Origin of the sequence: Oscillochloris sp. ZM17-4 (assembly GCF_019599295.1) — a bacterium.
GTDB lineage: Bacteria > Chloroflexota > Chloroflexia > Chloroflexales > Chloroflexaceae > Oscillochloris.
The window spans coordinates 27,455-47,086 of record NZ_JAIEWN010000013.1 but is presented as its reverse complement, the minus strand read 5'-3'; the positions used below and the strand labels follow the sequence as shown (position 1 = coordinate 47,086).

At 67.3% G+C, this 19,632-nt stretch carries 20 protein-coding genes and 1 pseudogene; 16 read left to right on the top strand and 5 right to left on the bottom strand.

The genetic code is table 11. The features are described 5' to 3' along the window. The 4 genes from K2Z83_RS11825 to K2Z83_RS11810 all read left to right on the top strand — a co-directional run. Nucleotides 1-967, top strand: a 967-nt coding sequence (locus K2Z83_RS11825; RefSeq protein WP_220595390.1) for a PAS domain S-box protein, incomplete at its 5' end; no start/stop codon positions are given. Between the two features lie 4 nt (nucleotides 968-971). After that, the gene (locus K2Z83_RS11820; protein WP_220595389.1) at nucleotides 972-1,355 is read left to right on the top strand and encodes an STAS domain-containing protein; all 384 of its coding nucleotides are present in this window, start codon (nucleotides 972-974) and stop codon (nucleotides 1,353-1,355) included. Next, on the top strand, nucleotides 1,342-1,743 hold the full coding sequence (locus K2Z83_RS11815; protein ID WP_220595388.1) for an anti-sigma regulatory factor: 402 nt from the start codon (nucleotides 1,342-1,344) through the stop codon (nucleotides 1,741-1,743). Before K2Z83_RS11820 ends, K2Z83_RS11815 begins: the two co-directional genes overlap by 14 nt. A 67-nt stretch (nucleotides 1,744-1,810) precedes the next feature. Next, nucleotides 1,811-2,950 (top strand): STAS domain-containing protein, encoded by a 1,140-nt coding sequence (locus K2Z83_RS11810; RefSeq protein WP_370650150.1) that lies wholly within the window; start codon nucleotides 1,811-1,813, stop codon nucleotides 2,948-2,950. Between the two features lie 205 nt (nucleotides 2,951-3,155). On the opposite strand, the gene K2Z83_RS11805 is transcribed toward K2Z83_RS11810, so the two are convergent. Further along, nucleotides 3,156-4,100 (bottom strand): glycoside hydrolase family 16 protein, encoded by a 945-nt coding sequence (locus K2Z83_RS11805; RefSeq protein WP_220595387.1) that lies wholly within the window; start codon nucleotides 4,098-4,100, stop codon nucleotides 3,156-3,158. A gap of 426 nt (nucleotides 4,101-4,526) precedes the next feature. Here K2Z83_RS11805 and K2Z83_RS11800 point away from each other — a divergent pair, with 426 nt between their 5' ends. The 8 genes and pseudogenes from K2Z83_RS11800 (at nucleotide 4,527) to K2Z83_RS11770 (ending at nucleotide 11,506) form a co-directional block, all read left to right on the top strand. Continuing rightward, complete coding sequence (locus K2Z83_RS11800) at nucleotides 4,527-4,841, top strand: hypothetical protein (protein ID WP_220595386.1); 315 nt, start codon at nucleotides 4,527-4,529, stop codon at nucleotides 4,839-4,841. Nucleotides 4,842-4,929: 88 nt separating this feature from the next. After that, nucleotides 4,930-4,986: pseudogene (locus K2Z83_RS29910) on the top strand (hypothetical protein); the annotation flags it as partial. A gap of 49 nt (nucleotides 4,987-5,035) precedes the next feature. Then, a complete protein-coding gene (locus K2Z83_RS11795; protein ID WP_220595385.1) occupies nucleotides 5,036-5,179 on the top strand; it encodes a zinc ribbon domain-containing protein in 144 nt (47 codons plus the stop codon). 769 nt (nucleotides 5,180-5,948) lie between these two features. Further along, on the top strand, nucleotides 5,949-8,210 hold the full coding sequence (gene pflB, locus K2Z83_RS11790; RefSeq protein WP_220595384.1) for a formate C-acetyltransferase: 2,262 nt from the start codon (nucleotides 5,949-5,951) through the stop codon (nucleotides 8,208-8,210). Between the two features lie 8 nt (nucleotides 8,211-8,218). Further along, nucleotides 8,219-8,431, top strand: a complete 213-nt coding sequence (locus K2Z83_RS11785; RefSeq protein ID WP_220595383.1) for a hypothetical protein — start codon at nucleotides 8,219-8,221, stop codon at nucleotides 8,429-8,431. Between the two features lie 21 nt (nucleotides 8,432-8,452). Next, nucleotides 8,453-9,385: a hypothetical protein gene (locus K2Z83_RS11780; protein ID WP_220595382.1), complete on the top strand. Its 933-nt coding sequence runs from the start codon at nucleotides 8,453-8,455 to the stop codon at nucleotides 9,383-9,385. 172 nt (nucleotides 9,386-9,557) lie between these two features. Continuing rightward, nucleotides 9,558-10,313 carry a hypothetical protein gene (locus K2Z83_RS11775; protein ID WP_220595381.1) on the top strand — a complete coding sequence of 252 codons (756 nt, stop codon included), beginning with the start codon at nucleotides 9,558-9,560 and terminating at the stop codon, nucleotides 10,311-10,313. A gap of 134 nt (nucleotides 10,314-10,447) precedes the next feature. Further along, the gene (locus tag K2Z83_RS11770) at nucleotides 10,448-11,506 is read left to right on the top strand and encodes a hypothetical protein (protein WP_220595380.1); all 1,059 of its coding nucleotides are present in this window, start codon (nucleotides 10,448-10,450) and stop codon (nucleotides 11,504-11,506) included. A 162-nt stretch (nucleotides 11,507-11,668) separates the two neighbouring features. Here K2Z83_RS11770 and K2Z83_RS11765 read toward each other — a convergent pair whose 3' ends face one another. After that, a complete protein-coding gene (locus K2Z83_RS11765; RefSeq protein ID WP_220595379.1) occupies nucleotides 11,669-12,100 on the bottom strand; it encodes a hypothetical protein in 432 nt (143 codons plus the stop codon). Nucleotides 12,101-12,449: 349 nt separating this feature from the next. Here K2Z83_RS11765 and K2Z83_RS11760 point away from each other — a divergent pair, with 349 nt between their 5' ends. From K2Z83_RS11760 to K2Z83_RS11745, 4 genes are all read left to right on the top strand, one after another. Further along, a complete protein-coding gene (locus K2Z83_RS11760; RefSeq protein WP_220595378.1) occupies nucleotides 12,450-13,295 on the top strand; it encodes a phage antirepressor N-terminal domain-containing protein in 846 nt (281 codons plus the stop codon). After that, nucleotides 13,292-13,852 (top strand): helix-turn-helix domain-containing protein, encoded by a 561-nt coding sequence (locus K2Z83_RS11755; protein ID WP_220595377.1) that lies wholly within the window; start codon nucleotides 13,292-13,294, stop codon nucleotides 13,850-13,852. Before K2Z83_RS11760 ends, K2Z83_RS11755 begins: the two co-directional genes overlap by 4 nt. Next, nucleotides 13,849-14,877, top strand: coding sequence for an ATP-binding protein (locus K2Z83_RS11750; protein WP_220595376.1), 1,029 nt, complete (start codon nucleotides 13,849-13,851; stop codon nucleotides 14,875-14,877). Before K2Z83_RS11755 ends, K2Z83_RS11750 begins: the two co-directional genes overlap by 4 nt. Before the next feature lie 557 nt (nucleotides 14,878-15,434). Continuing rightward, on the top strand, nucleotides 15,435-17,375 hold the full coding sequence (locus K2Z83_RS11745) for a hypothetical protein (RefSeq protein WP_220595375.1): 1,941 nt from the start codon (nucleotides 15,435-15,437) through the stop codon (nucleotides 17,373-17,375). Here K2Z83_RS11745 and K2Z83_RS11740 read toward each other — a convergent pair. From K2Z83_RS11740 to K2Z83_RS11730, 3 genes are all read right to left on the bottom strand, one after another. Further along, nucleotides 17,274-18,467: a ParB N-terminal domain-containing protein gene (locus K2Z83_RS11740; RefSeq protein WP_220595374.1), complete on the bottom strand. Its 1,194-nt coding sequence runs from the start codon at nucleotides 18,465-18,467 to the stop codon at nucleotides 17,274-17,276. The genes K2Z83_RS11745 and K2Z83_RS11740 overlap by 102 nt on opposite strands. Further along, on the bottom strand, nucleotides 18,464-19,255 hold the full coding sequence (locus K2Z83_RS11735; protein ID WP_220595373.1) for a ParA family protein: 792 nt from the start codon (nucleotides 19,253-19,255) through the stop codon (nucleotides 18,464-18,466). Before K2Z83_RS11735 ends, K2Z83_RS11740 begins: the two co-directional genes overlap by 4 nt. 195 nt (nucleotides 19,256-19,450) lie before the next feature. Further along, on the bottom strand, nucleotides 19,451-19,632 hold a 182-nt coding region (locus K2Z83_RS11730; RefSeq protein WP_220595372.1), incomplete at its 5' end, for a hypothetical protein.

Below are 19,632 nucleotides of genomic sequence, written 5' to 3'. Positions count from 1 at the left end.
CGCGCAGGCGATGGCGCGGGGCCACTGGCACAACCAGATGAACATTTGCCGCGCCGACGGCAGCAACATCCCGGCCGATGTCGCGGGCTTTGTGCTGCGCGACGCCGATGGAAAGCCAAGCAGCACGGCGGCGATCGTACGCGACCTGAGCGAGGAGCGGGCCCGCGAGCAGGAGCTGCGCCTGGTGAAGTTCACCCTCGACCGGGCCGCCGACAGCATCTACTGGCTCACATCGGACGGACAGATTGCCTATGCGAACGACACCGCCAGCGCCACCCTGGGCTACACGCGCGAGGAGCTGCTGCTTCTGAGCATCTTCGATGTCGCCATCAGCCTGAAGAGCCATGATATGGCGCAGATCTGGACGGCGATCAAACACCACCAGGCGCAGATGTTCGAGGGGGTGCAGCGCCGCAAGGACGGGCGGGAGATCCCGGTCGAGGTCGTCACGAACTACCTGTCCTTCGAGGGCCAGGAGTATGCCTGCATCTTCTCGCGTGACATCAGCGAGCGCCGGCGGGAGGAGGAGGAGCGCCTGGCCCTGCAAGAGCAGGTGATCGCGGCCCAGCAGGCCGCCCTGCGCGAGCTCAGCACCCCGCTGATCCCACTCGCCAAGGGCGTGGTGGCCATGCCGCTGATCGGCAGCATCGATAGCGCGCGGGCCCAGCTAGTGATCGAGACGCTGCTGACGGGGGTGGCCGCGCTGCGCGCAGAGACGACCATCCTCGACATCACCGGCGTGCCGGTGGTGGACACCCAGGTGGCAAACGCGCTGCTCCGCGCGGCCCAGGCGGTCAAGCTGCTTGGCGCGCGGGTGATCCTCACCGGCATCCGCCCGGAGGTGGCCCAGACGCTGGTGGGCCTGGGGGTCGATCTGAGCGGGATCTCGACCCGCGGCACGCTCCAGGATGGGATCGCCGAGGCGCTGGGGTGGAAAACAGGTATGGCTCTCACCGGACGAAGGTAACACGATGGACGCGCTCCGCATCCCGATCTTGAAGATCGGCAACACCCTCATCACCTCCATCCAGACGGAGCTGCACGACGCCTCGGCGGTGCAGTTCAAAGACGATCTACTCGAGCGTATCCACACCACCCGCGCCCAGGGGGTGGTGATCGACCTCACCGCCGTCGATCTGGTCGATAGCTTCATCGGCCGCCTGATCAGTGATATCGGCGCGATGTGCGGCCTGATGGGCACACAGGTGGTGCTCACCGGCATCCAGCCAGCGGTCGCGATCACCCTGGTGGAGCTGGGACTGGAGCTACCGCGCATCCATACCGCTCTGAATCTGGAAAAAGGTCTGGCGCTGTTCCAGTCGAAGCCAGAGGGAATCGGATATGAGCAGCCCTAGCGATGTGGCGATCCGCAGCGACCTCGATATTGTGATCGCCCGCACGTCCGCCCGCGATGTGGCGAAGCGGCTGGGCTTCGGGGCGATCGACCAGGCACGGATCGCGACGGCGGTCAGCGAGCTGGCGCGGAATATCTTCCTCTACGCCGGATCGGGGACCGTGTCGGTGCGCCTCCTCGATCAGCTGGGACGCAGCGGCATCGAGATCATCTGCCAGGACCAGGGCCCCGGCATCGCCGACATCCCCCTGGTGATGCAGGACGGCTACAGCACCTCGCGCGGCATGGGCATGGGACTTCCAGGAGCGAAGCGGCTGATGGACGAGTTCGACCTGCGCTCGCAGGTGGGCGCTGGGACGACGGTTATCTGTAGAAAGTGGCGCCGGTAAACCCGGTGAAGAAGTAATGGCTCAAGCACTACGTACATGGTGGGGGCGGATTCCTGTCTCGAATCTCGTGCAGCGACAGCAGGCAGGGTTTTTTCAGGTTGTCCTGGTGGGCTGGATCATCCTGGCGACGGTCGGGCTGCCGCTCAACTTCCTGCGCGGGGTCGCGGGCGGGCAGGGTGGAGATCAGGTGGCCGCCCCGCCGCCCGAGGCGATCCCGCTGATCTTCACCATCTTTGCGTGGGTGCTCTGGCTCGCCACGCTGATGCTGTGGCTCTCGCCGGTGATCGCGCTGGTGCTCCTGCGGCGGGGACGCTTCAATGGCGCGGTGCTGATGGCGGTCTGGGGGCTGCTCATCGCGCACTCGATCGCCACCTACGCCCTGGGGGTAGGCGACGCCTCGGTGTATGTCGTCTTCCAGATCCCGATCGCCCTGGCCGGGCTGCTGGGCGGTCGGCGCCTGCTGCTGGCTGTGGCGGGGTATAGCATTATCTTAGTGCTGCTGATCGGCCTACTCCAGAGCATGAACCCGCCCCAGGCCGGCTTCTTCAGCGCGGCGGCGATGGCCGCCGCCATGGGCGGCACCGCGACGACGCCCGACCTCGGGCAGCCGCTGGTCTTCTTTGTGGCGGTGACCCTGCTGATCTCGCTGATGCTCGACCGCTTCGGTTCGGCGCTGCGCGGCGCGCTCGGCCAGGCGCTGGAGCGCGAGGCCGAGCTAGAGGACATCCGCGGCTCGCTTGAGGCGATGGTCGGCGAGCGCACCGCCGCGCTTGAGGCGGCCCTGCACGACATCCGCCGCCAGGCAGATGAGCAGAACCTCCTGCTGACAGAGAACGCCCAGCAGCGCGACTTCATCCGCGAGATGAGCGTCCCGGTGCTGCCCATTAGCAGCGACACGCTGGTGATGCCGCTGGTCGGGGCGCTCGACAGCGCCCGACTCGCTCATATTCAAGAGCAGGCCCTCGGCCGGCTAGAGACCACCCGCGCGCGTCACCTGCTGCTCGATATCACCGGCGTGCCAGTGGTAGATACCCAGGTTGCGCAGGGGCTGATCCGCGTCGTGCATGCGGCGCGGCTGCTCGGGGCGAACGTGACCCTGGTCGGCATCCGCCCCGAGGTCGCCCAGTCGATCGTCGGGCTCGGGATTGATCTGAGCGGCATCCGCACACACAACACGCTCCAGAGCGCGCTTGTCCAGGCGGGGTGATCTGGCGCCCAGCGGCTACGCCGCAGCAGAACCAGTGCAGCATGTGCCTGATGGGCACACACCACGAGATTCCGAGGGGGCCGCAGCCCCTCGGAATCTCGTGGTGTTTTGGAGAACAATGCCAGCTTCGCTGGCATTGTTCTCCAAAACACCATCGGCTTTTAGGGCGGCAGCCCTAAACGTGATGCGTATGGGCCGCAGGCCCTTAGCGGTTATAGACGCGGACGTAGTCGACCAGCATCGGGACGCCCGAGGCGGTCATGTCGGTGGGGGGGCCTGGCCAGCCGCCGCCGATGGCGACGTTGAGGATGATGAAGAAGCCGTGGTCGGTGGCGCTGGCCCAGGTCGTCGCGTCAACCTGGCTGGCCTTCACGGTGTGCTTCTGCACGCCATCGACAGACCAGCGGATCTCCTCCGGAGAGGTGGATCGGTCAAGCTCCACGCGGTAGGTGTGGTAGTCCGACTGGAGGCTCGGCGACCAGCCGGTGACCTCGCCGCTGCCCAGGCCGTCGGTCTCATAGCAGGGGCCGCCTGGCGCGGTGCCACAGTGCAGGGTGGCCCACCAGCTGTTTGCCCCGCCGACGTTCTCCATAATGTCGATCTCGCCGATGCCCGGCCAGTTGGTGTAGACGCCCCTGAACGGCGCGCCGAGGGCCCAGAACGCCGGCCAGTAGCCCTGGGCCGCCGCGCCGGTGACATCCGGCAGCTTGATGCGGGCCTCGATCGCCAGCCGCCCGCCCACGTCCGCCTGGAAGTCGGCCCGCTGGGTCTCGATGCGGCCCGAGGTCCAGGTGTAGGCGCCGGGCGAGCCCGATCTGATGGGCGTGATCGCCAGCGCGCCGGCGCCGTCATGGGACACGTTGGCGGTGCTGTCGGACATCGTCTCGATCTCGCCCGTGCCCCAGTTGTCGGGGCAGCCGGGGCAGCCGTAGCCGTGCCCGAGGTCGTAGATCCAGCCATCTGCGCCGGTGTCGACGCCGGCGCCCGCCGGGCCGTCAAACTCGTCGCTCCAGGTCAGCGTCCAGCCATCTGCGGCCGGCCCGGCTGCGGCGCACGCGCCGACGGAGATCAGCAGCAGCAGCAGCAGGGCGGCGATGGTCGCGCGGCGCGATGGTGTGCCGGGCGCCCGATGGGTATGATGGGGGGGCATAGGGAAATCCTCTCGCTAGCGCACTGATATCAAATCTGGCAAGACCGTGGGCATGTCATGCTGAGCGCAGCGAAGCATCTTCCAGTCGCGTGGCCTTCGCTTCGCTCAGGGCAGGGCATGTGCAACGTCGCTGGCGACGGGAAGTCGCGCCACGGGAGCCTGCGGCTGGCCGCCCGCCTACGCGGGCGGGTGCGGCGTCGGCGGCGCAGTGCCAGATGAAGGGCGCGCGCGGGCTGACCGGGCCGTAGGGTCGCATGGGATACACCTCGCTGTGCTGCTGCGCCGCAGGCGTGCGGCGCAGCTCTATAGTAGCGCATGCGCCAGGATCTCTGGCCCAGCAACGCCGATGCAGGAGGCGCGTACATGATAATAGTAGACGATAGTAGACGCCCCGGAGATGTCGGGGCGCGCCGTAGGAGGCCCCACATGCGTGACGTCATCTTTCCACTTCTGATTATGGCCGTGGCGATCGGCGTGGCGATCGCCAGCATCGCATGGACGCGCCGCCGCGCCGACGCGATGCTGGCCGGCTGGGCGGCGACGAACGGCTACCAGCTGCTCCAGGTGGAGCCGCGCTACCTGCGCACCGGCCCCTACTTCTGGCGTCGCTCGCGCAGCCAGATGATCTACTACGTGACGGTCAGCGACCCGCGCGGCTGGCCGCGCTCCGGCTACGTGCGGCTCGGCAGCTGGTTCTGGGGCATGCGCAGAGACCAGGTGGATGTGACCTGGGACAGCTGAGCCCCCAGGGCCGCCTCGCGCGCGAAGACTCTTTTGGGCGTTACAATAGGGACGATCCGCCGCAGCTAGCACAGGACAGGTGACCCCCATGGACGACACGATCATCATCGGCGCGGGCGCGGCCGGCCTGGCCGCCGGGCAGCGCCTGCGCGCCGCCGGGCGACCCGCGATCATCCTGCAGGAACACGACCAAGATGTGCTCGACCTGCGGCGAGATGGTTCCCAAGGCGTTGCGCGTGCGCGTCCATACCTGCCCCGTGTGCGGGCTGGTGATGGACAGAGACGAGAACGCAGCGCGCAACATTCTGCAACTTGGCCTCCTTTCGCTTCGACAATGACTCGGTGGGATGGGGCGGCATCCCCTTGAAGCCCAGGAGCTTTAGCCCTGGGAGCCGTCACTGATGATAATGGCCCTGGCAAACACGCAGGCGTCGTTCGCACCTATAACGCTGACGCTACTCTTTGGCTAGTCAGATGATAGGGGTTTCACGTTCATCTGGGTCCTCCGGTAGAAGGCGGACGACAAAACAGGCTCAGGGAGGGCAACGCCCTCCCTGAGCCTTCGGGCGCTATCGTAGCAGTCCGCCCAGGGACGCCTGCGCGGCGAGGTGGGCCAGCTTGGCCGGGTTCCGCACCGCTCTTCGTCGCGATCTGGCCGCCGTCACAGCTGAAGACCATGACCGTGGTCAGCTGATCACCCTCCCAGACCAGCAGGCCGGGCTCGCCATTCACCCACTCCAGTGCGAATCGCACGCTCGGCCCTCCCGGCGTGGCGGCCTGGGCCGCTAAGCCGGCCACCAGCCGGGCCACCGATGTGGCGCCGTAGACCGGCTGGCGGGCCGTCGCGATCACGCCGCCCCCACCTCCGACGTAGGATGCGTGCGCGGAGAGCATCGACGTGAGGCCAGTCAGGTCGCCCCCGCGGGCCGCCCGCGTCGCCGCAAGCATCCAGGCGTAGCCGCCGCCCAGCACTAGCAGGGCATGTGCAACGTCGCTGGCGACGGGAAGTCACGCCACGGGAGCCTGCGGCTGGCCGCCCGCCTGCATCCAGCGCGCAGGGTTGATGGTATACTGCGGGCCATACCGCACCCCCAGATAGGTAGACCAATGCTTCTTCACGCAGATCCGCAGACCAGTGTAGACCCAGGCGTGGCGTGGCGTGGATTCACGCCCGGGGCCTGGAGCGACTCCATCGCCGTCCGCGACTTTATCCAGCGCCAGTACTGCCCCTACGACGGCGACGCAAGCTTTCTGGCTGGGCCCACCGAGCGCACCATGCGGCTCTGGGCCGATCTGAGCGAGCTGTTCACCCTCGAGCGGGCCAGGGGCGTCCTCGATGTGTCGCAGATCCCCAGCAGCATCACCGCCCACGCCCCCGGCTATATCGACCGCGACCGCGAGCTGATCGTCGGCCTACAGACCGACAAGCCGCTCAAGCGCGCGATCTTCCCCTTCGGCGGCTGGCGCATGGTCGAGGGCAGCCTGGAGAGCTACGGGTTCTCGGTTGACCCGCAGCTGCGTGAGATTTTTACGAAGTACCGCAAGACCCACAACGATGGCGTCTTCGACGTCTACACGCCCGAGATCCTGCGGGCGCGCAAGTCGCATATCGTCACCGGCCTGCCCGACGCCTATGGGCGGGGCCGGATCATCGGCGACTATCGCCGGGTGGCGCTCTACGGCGTCGACCGGCTGATCGCGGCCAAGCACGCCGAGCAGGCCAGCATTGAGGCGGCCCACGCCAGCGACGAGATCATCCGCGACCGCGAGGAGCTGGCCGAGCAGATCCGCGCCCTCCACGAGCTGAAGGAGATGGCGCTAAGCTACGGCTACGACATCGCCCGCCCCGCCGCCACGGCCCGCGAGGCCCTGCAGTGGCTCTACTTCGCCTACCTCGCCGCCGTCAAGGAGCAGAACGGCGCCGCGATGTCCCTCGGCCGCACCGCGACCTTCCTCGACATCTACTTCGAGCGGGATCTGCGCGAGGGCCACATCGACGAGCGCGCGGCCCAGGAGCTGATCGACGACTTCGTGATCAAGCTGCGCATCGTGCGATTCCTCCGCACCCGCGAGTACGACGCCCTCTTCTCCGGCGACCCCACCTGGGTCACCGAGAGCCTCGGCGGCGTGGGCGCGGACGGCCGCCACCTGGTGACGCGGACGAGCTTTCGCTTCCTGCAGACGCTCTACAACCTCGGGCCCTCGCCCGAGCCGAACCTGACCGTCTTCTGGTCGCCGGCGCTGCCATCGGGGTTCAAGCGCTTTTGCGCCCAGGTGAGCATCGACACCAGCGCGATCCAGTACGAGAGCGACGAGCTGATGCGCCCGACCTGGGGCGACGACACGGCCATCGCCTGCTGCGTCTCGGCGATGAGCGTGGGCAAGCAGATGCAGCTCTTCGGCGCGCGGGTCAACCTCGCCAAGTGCCTGCTCTACGCGATCAACGGCGGCCGCGACGAGATCAGCGGCGAGCAGGTCGGGCCGGCCAGCGCGCCTGTCGGCGACGAGACCCTCGACTTCGACGAGGTGATGGCGAAGTTCGACGTGCAGATGGACTGGCTGGCCCGCGTGTACGTGAACGCGCTGAACTGCATCCACTACATGCACGACAAGTACGCCTACGAGCGCATTGAGATGGCGCTGCACGACTACAGCCCGCTGCGCACCATGGCCTTCGGCATCGCCGGCCTCTCGGTGGTGGCCGACAGCCTCGCGGCGATCAAGTACGCCCAGGTGCGCCCCGTGCGCGACGCGCGCGGCCTGGTGGTGGACTACCAGACCACGGGCGAGTTCCCCACCTACGGCAACAACGACGACCGCGCCGACGACCTGGCCATCGACCTGATGCAGCGCTTCATGGAGAAGCTGCGGCAGCACGCCACGTACCGCAACGCCACCCACACGCAGTCGGTGCTGACGATCACCTCGAACGTCGTCTACGGCAAGCACACCGGCAACACCCCCGACGGCCGCCGCGCCGGCGAGCCCTTCGCCCCCGGCGCCAACCCGATGCACGGCCGGGATACCCACGGCGTGGTGGCGGCGGCGCTCACCCTCGCCAAGCTGCCCTACGACAGCGCCCAGGATGGCATCTCGTGGACGACCTCGATCGTGCCGTCGGCCCTCGGCCGCCACGCCGACGAGCGGGTGGGCAACATGGTGGGCGTCCTCGACGCCTACTTCGCCGAGGGCGGCTTCCACATGAACGTGAACGTCCTCGACCGCGAGACGCTGCTCGACGCCGTGGAGCACCCCGAGCGCTACCCCCAGCTCACTATCCGGGTCTCGGGCTACGCCGTGAACTTCATCAAGCTGACCCGCGAGCAGCAGCTCGATGTGATCAACCGGACCTTCCACGGCGAGATGTGAGGGGATTAATGGTTCGCGCGCATACGCCCTGGGGCAAGCCCCACCGGCTGGCGACTGACGTCGCGCCGGAGCGCATTCGCTCCCCATTCGTTGTCGTTGTCCTCGCGTCGGCCACGCCCGCCCCGCGCCCGGTGGTGATGCGGGCCGCGCCGACCGCCCCGCCATGCACCATCCGCGAGCTGGGGGCAGTCCTGCGCATCTGCAACGGCATCGTGCCGTAGGGAAGGGAAGGGAGCACCACTATGGCCATCACCATCTGGAAGCCCGGCGAAGCCACACCGGCCCTCGCCCAGACCTTCGCCATCGACCCGGCCCTGCTCCAGACGAAGGCCGCCCATGAGGCTCGTCGGCGTGGCATCCTAATCGCGAAACAGCAGGCCCTCCGCGCCGCCGAGGGCCTGCTGGCCTGGGGGCGCACACTCACATGGGCCGTCGTCTTCGTCAGCGCCATCCACATTTGGGAGACCGTCGCCGCCATCGCCCCGGCGCACGTGGGCACCCTTCAGCTCCCCGCCGCCATCTACCATGGCGCGGCTTTGGCTTTCACCTTGATGATCGACGCCTGCGCGCTCTATATCGCCAAGGCCAACGCAGCGGCGGCGTTCGTCGGCGCACCGGCCAACCGCTGGACGATCTACTTCTATCTCGTCACGGCCCTGCTCAACGCCAGCTTCGTGGCCCGCCACGCCCCCGCCATCGACGCAACCGTGCAGGCGCAGCTACTGCCACTGCTGGCTGGCAGCTTCGTCCTCCTGCTGCCGCTGAGCATCCCGGCAGGCATCGTCGCCGTGGAGGCGTCGAACCGCACCCTGGAGGCGGCGCGTCTCGCCCTACTGGTCGAGGTAGAGACACTAAGGGGCCTTGTGGTATCAACCACTGGGAGCACCCGCCGTAGCGACGAGGCATCCCGCGATTCCGCAGCAGCATCGGTTTCCGAAGCTTCCGCCGCCGCCGGGCCAAGGCCCACAGCGGCGCTCTCCGGGCATCGCCCGACCGCGCACACCGTCGCGGGACTCCTGGGCGCGATCACCACAGATGAGATCATTAGCCCGAGCATCGTGCGCGAGCGGCTGAGCTGCGGCGAGACGACCGCGCATAAACTGCTTCAGGATGCCTGCGCTGCCGGAGCCATCGAGAAGGCAGGACGCGGCGCGTACCGGGTGCGGCAAGGGTGATGGCGCGCGCACGCGGCGCATGGGCCTCGGCCCGCCGGTAGCGCGTGGCGCGCGCGTCGCGCGCCACAACCAATCGTGATGTTGGGTATCGCCTCCCATGCCTGCGCCGTATGCGGGCATGCTGGCTTCGTGCTGCCGGCGATCACGCCGGGGCAGGATGGAGTAGCCATCTGTGGACCCGTATCAGACCACCCCGACCATCCACCCATCCCTTCCACCCCTGCGCCTCGTCAACCGGCGCACCCTGGAGCATGTCGGCGCATGCCCCTTCTGCGGCGACCACCGCAGCGACCGCTTCCACGTCTGGATGGAGCCCGGCCACGAGCGCTTCTGGTGCCGCGCCTGCGCCGCCAAGGGCCCGCTGAAGAAGCTCCTCGGCGAGGATATTCAGCCGCGCGCCGCCCTGGCCCGCCGGCGACCAGCGCGCCCCCTCGCCCAGCCCAACCCGGCCCACGTCGCCCGCTACCGCCAGATCTACGCCACCATCGCCCTCTGGGGCCACATGCTGCTCCTCGACGAGGCCAACCCCGAGCCCCTGGCCTACATCCGCCAGCGCGGCATCACCGCAGCGATGATCGGCCACCAGCTGCTCGGCGTCACCCTGCGCGACCCCCAGGCTCTCCCCGACCTGCTGCGCCGCGAGCTTCCCGCGCTCCTGCCCGACGCCGAGGCCGCCGGCGTGCTCACCCGCGACCACGCCGGCCAGCTGCGCGCCCACCCCAACCTCTGCGGCGCCCTGCTCTTCCCCTACCTCGCCGACGGCCAGGTCGTCGACCTGCGCGCCCGCTCCTTCCCCGGCAAGGGCTACCGCTCGCTCCCCGGCGGCTACAGCGAGCGCGGCGCGGTCTCCCCCTTCGGCTGGGACAGCCTCGACGGCGGCGACACGATCATCCTCACCTGCGACTCTTCCTGCGCCACGAGCATCTGATCGCCCAGCTGGCCCGCCCCGAGCAGCCCAAGATCATCCTCGACGCCACCGTACACGCCGGGCTGCTCCGCGCGATCTTCCCCGACACGCCCATCCAGATCGCGCGGCCCCGGCTCGCGGGTGGGGCCACGGTCGTGCAGGTGATCAGCCGCGACTGGGCCAAGAGCACCCTGCGCGGCCAGCGCCGCGACCAGTGGTACAACGCGGTCGCCCAGCACATCCGCCCCGGCCGGCCGACCCTGGTGGTCTGTACGCTGGCCGCCGAGGACGACCTGCGGCGGGCGCTGGCGGCGCGCGGCCACCGGGACGTGGTGGTCGCCCACTACGGCGCGCTGCGCGGGGCGAACGACTACAAGGACTATGACGTCCTGCTGGCCCAGGTCTACCACCCCAACCTGAAGGCGATCGTGCGCGAGGGGCGGGCGCTCTTCGCCGACGACGCCACCCCGCTGGACGAGCGCGTGACCACCACGGGTCGCACCCTGACCGATGCGACCGGGGCCACGTGGGCGGTAGACGTGCCGGTGTTCGCCGATCCCCGGCTGGCGGCGCTCCTCGAGAGCCGCCGCGAGGCCGAGCTGCTGCAGTGCGCCATGCGCGGGCGGCCGCTCGACCACCCCGAGGCCCAGATCACGCTGCTCTTCGGGCTGCCGCTGCCGGGGCTGGCACCGACCACGGTACGCGAGGACGATTCGCCTGCCAGCAACGGCGGGCGACAGGCCACCGCCCGCGACACGCTGGCTGAGGCGGCGCGTAGGCTGCTCAACGGCGGGATGCGGGTGCTGGGCGTGGACGACCTCGCCGGGGCGACCGGGCAGAGTGTGGTCACGGTGCGCCGGCACCTGGCCGCCGTGGCCGGGCGGCTCAGACTACGCCTCGTCCAGCAGCAACGGATCGTGGCGCTGCCCCAGGGCGGCGAGCGGGCTTACAAGCGGCAGGTGCTGATGCGCCGCGGGCGGCGGGTGCCGCCCCAACCTGCGCCCGCGCCGTGCTCGGATGATCGGTCAGAGCCCACGGGCGGCAGAGATCAGGCGGATAATGCAGATCATGCTATGTGCGTGATCCATGCCCCTCCGAGGGTTCGTACACGCATTACCCGCCCTGTGGCGGTACGTTCGCGCATCCGAACACGGCGCGGGGGACGTAGGCGCGGCGATATCCCGCACCTACCTGCCAGATCAGTCAGCGGATGAATCCGCTCGTAAGCTGGGGCTGGGGCTGCTGTGCCTTCCCCCGGACTGAGGGTTGGATCGTCCGCTGGCGTGGCTCGGGCGGTATAAGCGATAGGAGGCATGGCCCGACGCTCCTGGGGCCGCGCAGCGGGCCGACGATCCGAAACGGTGTGTGGGCGACAATCAACGAAACGAGAAAACGATCTCGGGCGGGGGAATCTCAGCGGCAGAGATGTCAGGATTCTGGGGGTTGAGCAGATACAGACAAAGAAACCGATCTGGCAATTTCCTGCCCTGACGGTCGCCAACGAGTATCGGTAGCGCATGGGCTGGGTTACAGATCGCGATGATGTCGGCCAGCGCCTCGTGCATTGCGGGGGTGAGCGCCAACGCCGTAACCTCGCTGAGAGTCACGACGCTCCCCTCCCAGCGTCGGCAACCGCAAGGCTGTACCTCGTATCCCATGACCAGGGCGTGCGGCGCATCCTTCGCTACGTGGTTGGCACGCATCGCCAGCAACGCTGGTAGGTGATCGTACAGGCAGCCAGCAACCCAACGCTCCCATGTATCGTAGGGTTGCTGGCTGCCTGACGGAGCGGCCGTGACGACTCGCATCGCTGTGTTCCCAGCAGTACCTCGTCGTCTCCGCTGTCCCTGCTGGCGTCGTGTCGTTGTCATCGGTTTCCTTGACGGGAACATGCAACACGGACAGCAGTATAGCAAATCAACGCAAAACTCGCCCGCACGAGTGGCTGAGTGGCTGAGACTGAATTTGCTGCACGAGGGGCGGTGCGGCAATGAGACGTGCCGCCACCCTCGGCGCATCTTGGCACCTTGACAGCCAGCGACGATGCAGCTACATTAGCCACATCGCTCCATTTTGGATCAAACCTCCCGGTAGCTAGCCGGAGCTTCGATCCATTTTGGATCTACGGATCTCACCAATGATACGAAGGAGCGCCAGGTGACCGATCTTCCCGATCTGCCGCAGCGTCCCGTGCGCGTCGAGCGCCAGGAGTTCGCCGGCGATGTGCTTGTCGCGGCGGTGCTGGAGGGCGAGGGTGTCGCAGTGCCGGTACGCATGGTCTGCAACGCACTGGGCCTCGATCCGGAAGCGCAGAGCGCCGCCCTGCGCGAGCACGATGTGCTCTCCCAGGGCCTGCGCGTGGTGCGGGTGCCCGTCGAGGGCCGAGTCCGCTCGGTGCTCGCCCTGATGCACACCTATCTGGCGTTCTGGCTCGCCACCATTCAGCCAAACATGGTCGCCGCAGCGGTGCGCCCAAAGCTGGTGCGCTACCAGGAGGAGCTGGTTGACGTACTCCACGTGCTCTACGGCCCCAACCTGGGCGATGCTGCGCCGACACTAGACACCGGGCGTTCCGACGCGGTCGCCCAACAGCTCGCCGCGCGAGATCGCGAGCTGCGCACCCTCCGGGCGGCCCTGCTCGACATGGTGCGGGCCCAGCGCGAGTCGACCGCCCAGATCGGCGCCCTCGCCGAGCGAGTCGGCGGCGTCGAGGATCTGGTCCAGGAGCTGCGCCAGATCGCCAAGATCAGCGCCGTCCAGGCCGAGTACCTACAGCGCGCGATCAAGCGACTGGCCACGCGCTACAAGCAGGCCAGCGGCACTGAGCGCAACATGTACGAGCTGCTCTTCGCCCAGTTTAAGATGAATATGGGCATCCCGCGCTACGACGCGCTCCCAGCCGGTAAGTATGACCAGGCCCTGGCCTGGCTGCGCGCGAAAGCCCAAGAGCTTCTGCCCGATGACCCGGAGGCCCTGCCGCCGCTTCAGGAGCAGCTGCTATGAAGGACACCGCCGAGCTTCGCAGGGAGATCGGCGCCCGCATCCACGACGCGCGCCTAAGGCGCACCCTGGCGCAGGGGGAGCTCGCCGCGCTCGTGGGCGTCGGGCGCGGCACGATCTCGCGCTGGGAGACCGGGACGCGGGCGGTGCCTTCGGCGCTCTTGTCGCAGCTCGCATCCGCCCTCCAGACGACGGTTGCCCACCTCACGGGCGAGCAGGCGCCGCCCGCCGGCCCCGTGAGGACGACCGCCTCGCCCCAGATCAGGGGCGAACAGCTCTGGCCCGCCATTGACCAGAGCCACCTGCACGCGCTGGAGCGCGACACCATCGTCCAGATCGTCAGCCAGCTCGTAGAGCGGCCCGAGCTGCTGCCCGCCGTACTCGACACCATTCTCCAGACCTCGCTCGACCCATCCACCACCAGAAGCCAGGAGGAGACTGCGGCCGCGATCATGCGCCAGCTGCGGGGGATCAATATCAGTGAGATCACCCCGCTCAGCGCCCTGCGCGTGCTCGCTGACCTTCAGGACCTCGCCATCCATGGCAGTGAGCATTTATGAGCGACTACAACGACCGCGCATCCTTTCGCAACATCGACACCCTCCCGCTCCGCGACGTGAGCATTGACCATATCGACTTGGAGCGCGTCGCGGCGCACATCACCCGAGCTACCGAGCGCGGGCGCTACGCCGGAACCGCCGACCCGATCGCGTATCTGCTGGCACAACACTACGTCGTGGCTGAGGAGGGGCTGATGCTGGCCACCCCGGCGGCCGTCCTGTGCTTTGGACGCAAACCCCAGGAGATCTTTCCGCGCGCGGTGGTCGACCTCGTCCATTACCGCGGCCTCGACTCGATCTCCTACGAGGTCGTGCATATCGAGAAGGGGGTCGGGGGCACGGTCTTCGACCAGATCGCCCGCATCGAGAATTACCTATGGGCCAACACGCACCACGGCATGACCCTCGACAGCGAGAGCTCGGCGCGGGTCGAGCTGCACGAGTACCCCCGCGAGGTGATCCGTGAGCTGGGGGTGAACATGGTCGCCCACCGCGACTATGAGAATGTGATGACCGCCGCACGCGTGCTGCTCTTTCGCAACCGCATCGAGTGGTCCAACCCCGGCGGGCTCCCCGAGGGCATCACCATCGAGAACATCCTCAAGGAGCAGGCGTCGAGGAACCCGGGCATCATCGAGATTCTCTACCAGTCGGGCTACGTCGAGGCGGTCGGCCAGGGGATCGACACGGTGCTCGCGGTGCTGGCGCGCGCCAGCATGGCGCCGGCGCAGTTCCACGACAGCGGCACCTCGTTTCGCGCCACCGTCCATGGCCGCCCGCTTGACTTCTTTAGTGAGAATGACATCTTCGCCCGGCTCAACGAGCGACAGCGCCGGCTTGTCGCCTTCATCCGCTCTCGCGGGGAGACGACGCCCACCGAGATCGCGACCCTCTTCGGCGACACCGTCAGTGAGCGGACGATCCAGCGCGATCTGCAAGAGCTCGTCCAGGGCGGCCTGATGAGCGTGACCGGAGGACGACGTGGGCGCGGGCGGCGCTACTATGTGCGCGAGGATGTCGGTTAAGGAGCCGATAAACGACATAACCGCCAAATCATGTCGTTTATCGTCCACCTGTGGATAAACGACACAGCCAACAATCCCCATGTCGTTTATCCGCCCGAGCTGTTTAGAGCGTCCCAATGCGCTAACTAGCCGTCACGTCCCGCTAGCGCGGGGCATAAACGACATGCTGCGCGCCAAATGTCGTTTATAGAGCCAAAAATGTCGTTTATAGAGGCTAAAAATGTCGTTTATAGGCCTTGTCAATGTCGTTTGTAGGTTGTAGATTCATGGGTAACGGTACGCGAGACACGCCCATTTTTAAGAGCGAACCTACGGCCTAAATAAGAGGGGATGCTGCGCACAACAAACGCCGAGCTTGGTAGGTAGCTCGGCGCGGTAATCTTCGACCTGGAAGCAACGGAAAGGCCACCCGACGAGTGCTTTGGCCGGCCTGTCGAGTGGCCTAGAACGGCAGCACACCACACCAAAACAATGTGGTGAGCGGCACAACTTCCCGTGTCAGTATAGCGCGCCGTGAGTCCTGTCGTCAAGACCCACGGCATGTTTTGAGGCAACCGATGACAGTACCTGCCTCCCGCGAAAGCGGGACACTCGGCGCGAGCTTTGCGCCGCCGCTGGATGCCACCGAGCCGTATCTCTTGCTCCCGCTCCCGCTCGCGCTCGATCTGCGCCATTCCCCGCTAGCTACCGCGATCTACCTGCTGGTCGCGCGAATCTTCCTCGTGCAGCAGGAGCCGGTAGCTCTCTCAGCCACCGATATCCAGGCTATCGACGCAAGCGGCACCCTCAGCCGGGGGGCGATCATCGGAGCATTGAACCGCCTGCTCGATACCGGCTGGCTGCTCGCTGAGGGGCAGCGCGGAAAGAAGGCCGCCTACCTGCCAACATGGGGCAGAGTCGCCGGGGACGTAGCACCCTGGAGCATCAGCGAGCCAGCCCTCGGCAAGCCGCGCCGCATGCGCGCAACGCGCGTACCACGCGTCGTCCTTGATATCTGCGTCGGGCGCGTGACCCCGCACCATCAACACGCGGCGCTTGTCGAGCGCTATGTGACCCGCCCCCCGCTCATGCTGCGCGACATCGGCGCCTACGCGCTGGCCTGGGCCAGGGTCGGGCAGCCCACGGCCGCCCTTCTGCGGCTCGGGCTCGCAGGGCCGAGCGGCCCGCTCCCACCGCCATCGTCAGAGGTGCTGCTGGCCCGCATCTCGCAGCTCGTCTTCTTCGACCCTGCCCCCGAGCCGCCAACGCTCACCTCTGAGGGGATGCGGCGCGTGGGCATCGTCTCCGCCCCGCCGCGCCCTGGCTCAGAGCCCCAGCCGCTTTTTTTTGTGCCGCCTGACATGATCGGCTCCATGATCCCCCCCATGATTATAGGGGTGATCGATAACATGATCAGCGACGGCGGGAAGAGGCATTGCGATATTTCCGCATCACCATCGGGCAAAGCGCCGTCCGCACCTGCGCAAACAGCGATCACAGGGAATCAAGCGAACTTTCCGAATCAAGGGACTTCTACTTCTCCAGACAGCAGCAGTAGCAGCAGTGATCAGGCCCCGATCACAGAGATACCAGAAGTGCCAATCCCTGATGATACCGCGCATCTCATAACAACAATTATTCCGCCGGCGGCGGCGGCGGCCGACCCATCGCAGGTCGAGCAGGCACTGCGCACGCGTGGACTGTTCCCACATGTCGCCCGCCGCTACGCGGATATGGCGCCAGAGACCATCGAGCGCGCCTCCGCAATCGCCGAGCGCCTACACTGGGCCAAAGAGCCGCGCGGCGTGATGGTATGGCTGCTCGATGAGGAGCGCAGCGCGCCGGGCTGGATGCTGGAACGCTGGGGGCACCTCCTGCCGACCTCCGATGCCGCACATGTGCAGGCTGGGCTGGATAACGACGTGGACGACTCCGATGCGCGGACGCCGATCTACCGCCAGCTTCGCGACGGACTGGATTCTCAGCTACGACCATGTGTCACGATTGAACAGCTCACCCTCGCCGACGGCGTCGTCAGCCTTGCGCCGCCGAGGTGGTTGAGCGCCGATGAGCGGGATGAGATCTACGCCGCCCTGGACGCGGTGGCAACGCAGCTCGGGCTTGTCGTCGCGCCGGCGACGGCGCCAGCGACGCACACGCCGCCCGCGCCGCCGCAGCCCATACTGGCCGAGCGGGTCTCCCCACTTATCCCAGCGGATCTGCCCCCCGACTGGATCGATCCGTCTGCCTGGGCCGATCTCCGCGTGGTCGAGCGCGCCGCGCTGCTCGGGTCGCGCTGGGAGGACGGCGCCATCGTTGGCACAGGCCCGCAGATCACAAAGCTGCTCCGCACCCGGCTGGCCAGCCTCGTGGAGCGTCTGCGGCCCGACACGGAGCCATGCTGCGCCCATACGATGCTAGGCGTCGGATGCCTCGTCGATAGCACGCAGGAGCTGCTCAATGACCGCACGGAGCTGGATGAGATCGGCGCGCAGCGCGCTGCGCTCGTCGGCGGCTGACTGCGGCAGCTGTACGCTGGCGCGCTCCACATCATCCGCCATACGAGTCACCGAGGCGCGGAAGGGCGCGATCCAGGGGGGTGCGGGGTGCGGGAGATCTGGCGCACCGTCAAGCTTAGGGGCGGCCGTAGCGACCGCGCGGGCGACCAGCCGCGCGACGGTCGGCGCATCGATGCCGCTCTGCCGGGGGCCAACGGTCTGCTGCGCCTCAGCCAGCTCGGCCTGGATCTCAACCTGCCCGGCACGCTCGGCGGCGATCTGAGCTAGGCGCTGGAGCAGCGTATCTACATGCTCCGGGGTGAGCTGACCACGATGAAGGGCGTCGAGCATGGTGCGCAGCTGAGTCTCGTGGAGGCGTAAGAGGGCGGCCAGACGTTGCTGCTCGGGTGTGAGCGTGAGCATCCGGCGCAGCTGATAGGCGCGGGCGCGCTTCACCCCGAGCTGTGCGGCGACCTCCTCCATCGGAACCTGATCCCCGCCCATCGCCGCGCGCAGCTGCCCAATCGTCCATGCCCGCTCCATATCGGAGAAATCTTCGCGCTGCTCATTCTCGCAATACTGTAGGCGGACCCGATCCACCGCTGAGGGCGGCTCAACGATGATCGCGTCCAGCGTGCCCATGCCGACGAGCGTCGCGGCGGTCCAGCGGCGCTGCCCGACCAGAATGAGGTAGCGCGCGCCGGGGTAGCGCGCTGAGGCGCCGGGGTAGACGACAATCGGCTGGATCTGGCGCTCGCGCAGCGAGATGCCGAGCGCGCGCAGCTCAGCGACCAGCTCGCGGTAGAAGGCGGGCGTTTTCTCTCCGAGCAGCTCATCAGGGAGCGGGAGCATGCGCGGCTGGCGCATCTCGGGGCGCAGGTCGGGGGCGATCATCGTGAGCGCGATCCGCTCGACCGAGCGTCCGGCGGTCAGCTCCTCGACACGGCCGAGGAAATGCTGGCGCGCCGCGACCTCGGGGCTCTCTGCGGATGTCGGCGGGGCTGCGGCGTCCGGCGCCGGCGGGGCGGTGAGCGCCTCGGGGGCCAGATCCTTCGCCAGCCGCGTGCGGAGGCGGTCGGCGGCGCTGGCCGCAGCGTTTGGCTTCCGACTCATCGCGTCACCCCATCGAGATCAAGCAGTTCCTCCACCAGGGTCAGGAACAGCTCGCGCACCGCGATATCGTCGGGTCCGCGGTAGGCGAACACGCTCTGCTGCGCGCCGGAGGCGAGACGGATCTGCGCGCGGCTGGGGATGATCGTCTGGAGGAGCATCGGGCCGTAGGACTTCGCCAGTCCCTCGTCATAGATGCGGTCGAGGGATGCGCGCGGGGCGTAGTTGTTGCGTAGGACGCTCAGCCCGCGCAGTGTGGGGTTGAATGCCTGCGCGCGGCTCACCGTCTCGACCATATCACGCAGCGACTGGAGCACCAGATCGACGGCCTGAACCGGCGCGATGCAGCGGGTCGCGCTAGCGAGGGCGGTGGCGAGCACCGGCCCCCTCGCCGGGGCCAGGTCGAGGATCACGATGTCATAGGCAGCGCCCGTCTGCGTGGCCTGGGCCAGCGCATCGCGCAGGACATAGATACCGGCACCTATCTCCTTGCCCAGAAGCTCTGGCAGGGCGACCATATCCTTGTGCGCGGGGATCACATCGACGCCCTCGACCGTCTCGATGACACACTGCGGGATGGTTCGGCGACCGAGGGCCACCCCTGCGAAGCTGTGGTCGAGTGTGATGGCCTCGGTGTCGATGCCGAGCCAACGCGAGGCGTGGCGCTGCGCGTCCAGGTCGATCAGGAGCGTGCGCATCCCGACGTGGGCGTAGCCTGCCGCCAGGTTGACGGCAATCGATGTTTTTCCGACCCCGCCCTTCTCCAAGGCGACCGCATAGACGTGAGCCATAGCTCTCCTTTTGTCATGTTGCGTGCTCAGCTCAGCGTTAGCCGTTGAATCACGCGAGTCTAATGTATTAGACTCGCGTGCCGCTTTGTGGCTCTTCATAACGTGATGTGTCGAGCAATAGGTGCCAGATGAGTCTAATACATTAGACTCACACGTCACTTAGAAGTCTTTCATACGGCCATTATACAAGAATTTCTAGGCGATAGACGTTCGTTTTGAGGCGCCATCGACCCGGTCGAAAGCGCCGCCCTCGCGCAGCTCCAGCAGATGGCCGAGTGGCAAGTAGATATCCATCGCCAGTAGCACGTGCTCAGCGCCCGCATTGGTCGGGCGCATGTCATCATCGATAATGTCACCCGCGTGTAAAACATTTCTTA

Coding starts and splice junctions, on each gene's coding strand:
- K2Z83_RS11820 (WP_220595389.1), top strand. CDS start 972: ATGGACGCGCTCCGCATCCCGATCTTGAAGATCGGCAACACCCTCATC.
- K2Z83_RS11815 (WP_220595388.1), top strand. CDS start 1,342: ATGAGCAGCCCTAGCGATGTGGCGATCCGCAGCGACCTCGATATTGTG.
- K2Z83_RS11805 (WP_220595387.1), bottom strand. CDS start 4,100: ATGCCCCCCCATCATACCCATCGGGCGCCCGGCACACCATCGCGCCGC.
- K2Z83_RS11800 (WP_220595386.1), top strand. CDS start 4,527: ATGCGTGACGTCATCTTTCCACTTCTGATTATGGCCGTGGCGATCGGC.
- K2Z83_RS11795 (WP_220595385.1), top strand. CDS start 5,036: ATGTGCTCGACCTGCGGCGAGATGGTTCCCAAGGCGTTGCGCGTGCGC.
- pflB (WP_220595384.1), top strand. CDS start 5,949: ATGCTTCTTCACGCAGATCCGCAGACCAGTGTAGACCCAGGCGTGGCG.
- K2Z83_RS11785 (WP_220595383.1), top strand. CDS start 8,219: ATGGTTCGCGCGCATACGCCCTGGGGCAAGCCCCACCGGCTGGCGACT.
- K2Z83_RS11780 (WP_220595382.1), top strand. CDS start 8,453: ATGGCCATCACCATCTGGAAGCCCGGCGAAGCCACACCGGCCCTCGCC.
- K2Z83_RS11765 (WP_220595379.1), bottom strand. CDS start 12,100: ATGCGAGTCGTCACGGCCGCTCCGTCAGGCAGCCAGCAACCCTACGAT.
- K2Z83_RS11755 (WP_220595377.1), top strand. CDS start 13,292: ATGAAGGACACCGCCGAGCTTCGCAGGGAGATCGGCGCCCGCATCCAC.
- K2Z83_RS11750 (WP_220595376.1), top strand. CDS start 13,849: ATGAGCGACTACAACGACCGCGCATCCTTTCGCAACATCGACACCCTC.
- K2Z83_RS11745 (WP_220595375.1), top strand. CDS start 15,435: ATGACAGTACCTGCCTCCCGCGAAAGCGGGACACTCGGCGCGAGCTTT.
- K2Z83_RS11740 (WP_220595374.1), bottom strand. CDS start 18,467: ATGAGTCGGAAGCCAAACGCTGCGGCCAGCGCCGCCGACCGCCTCCGC.
- K2Z83_RS11735 (WP_220595373.1), bottom strand. CDS start 19,255: ATGGCTCACGTCTATGCGGTCGCCTTGGAGAAGGGCGGGGTCGGAAAA.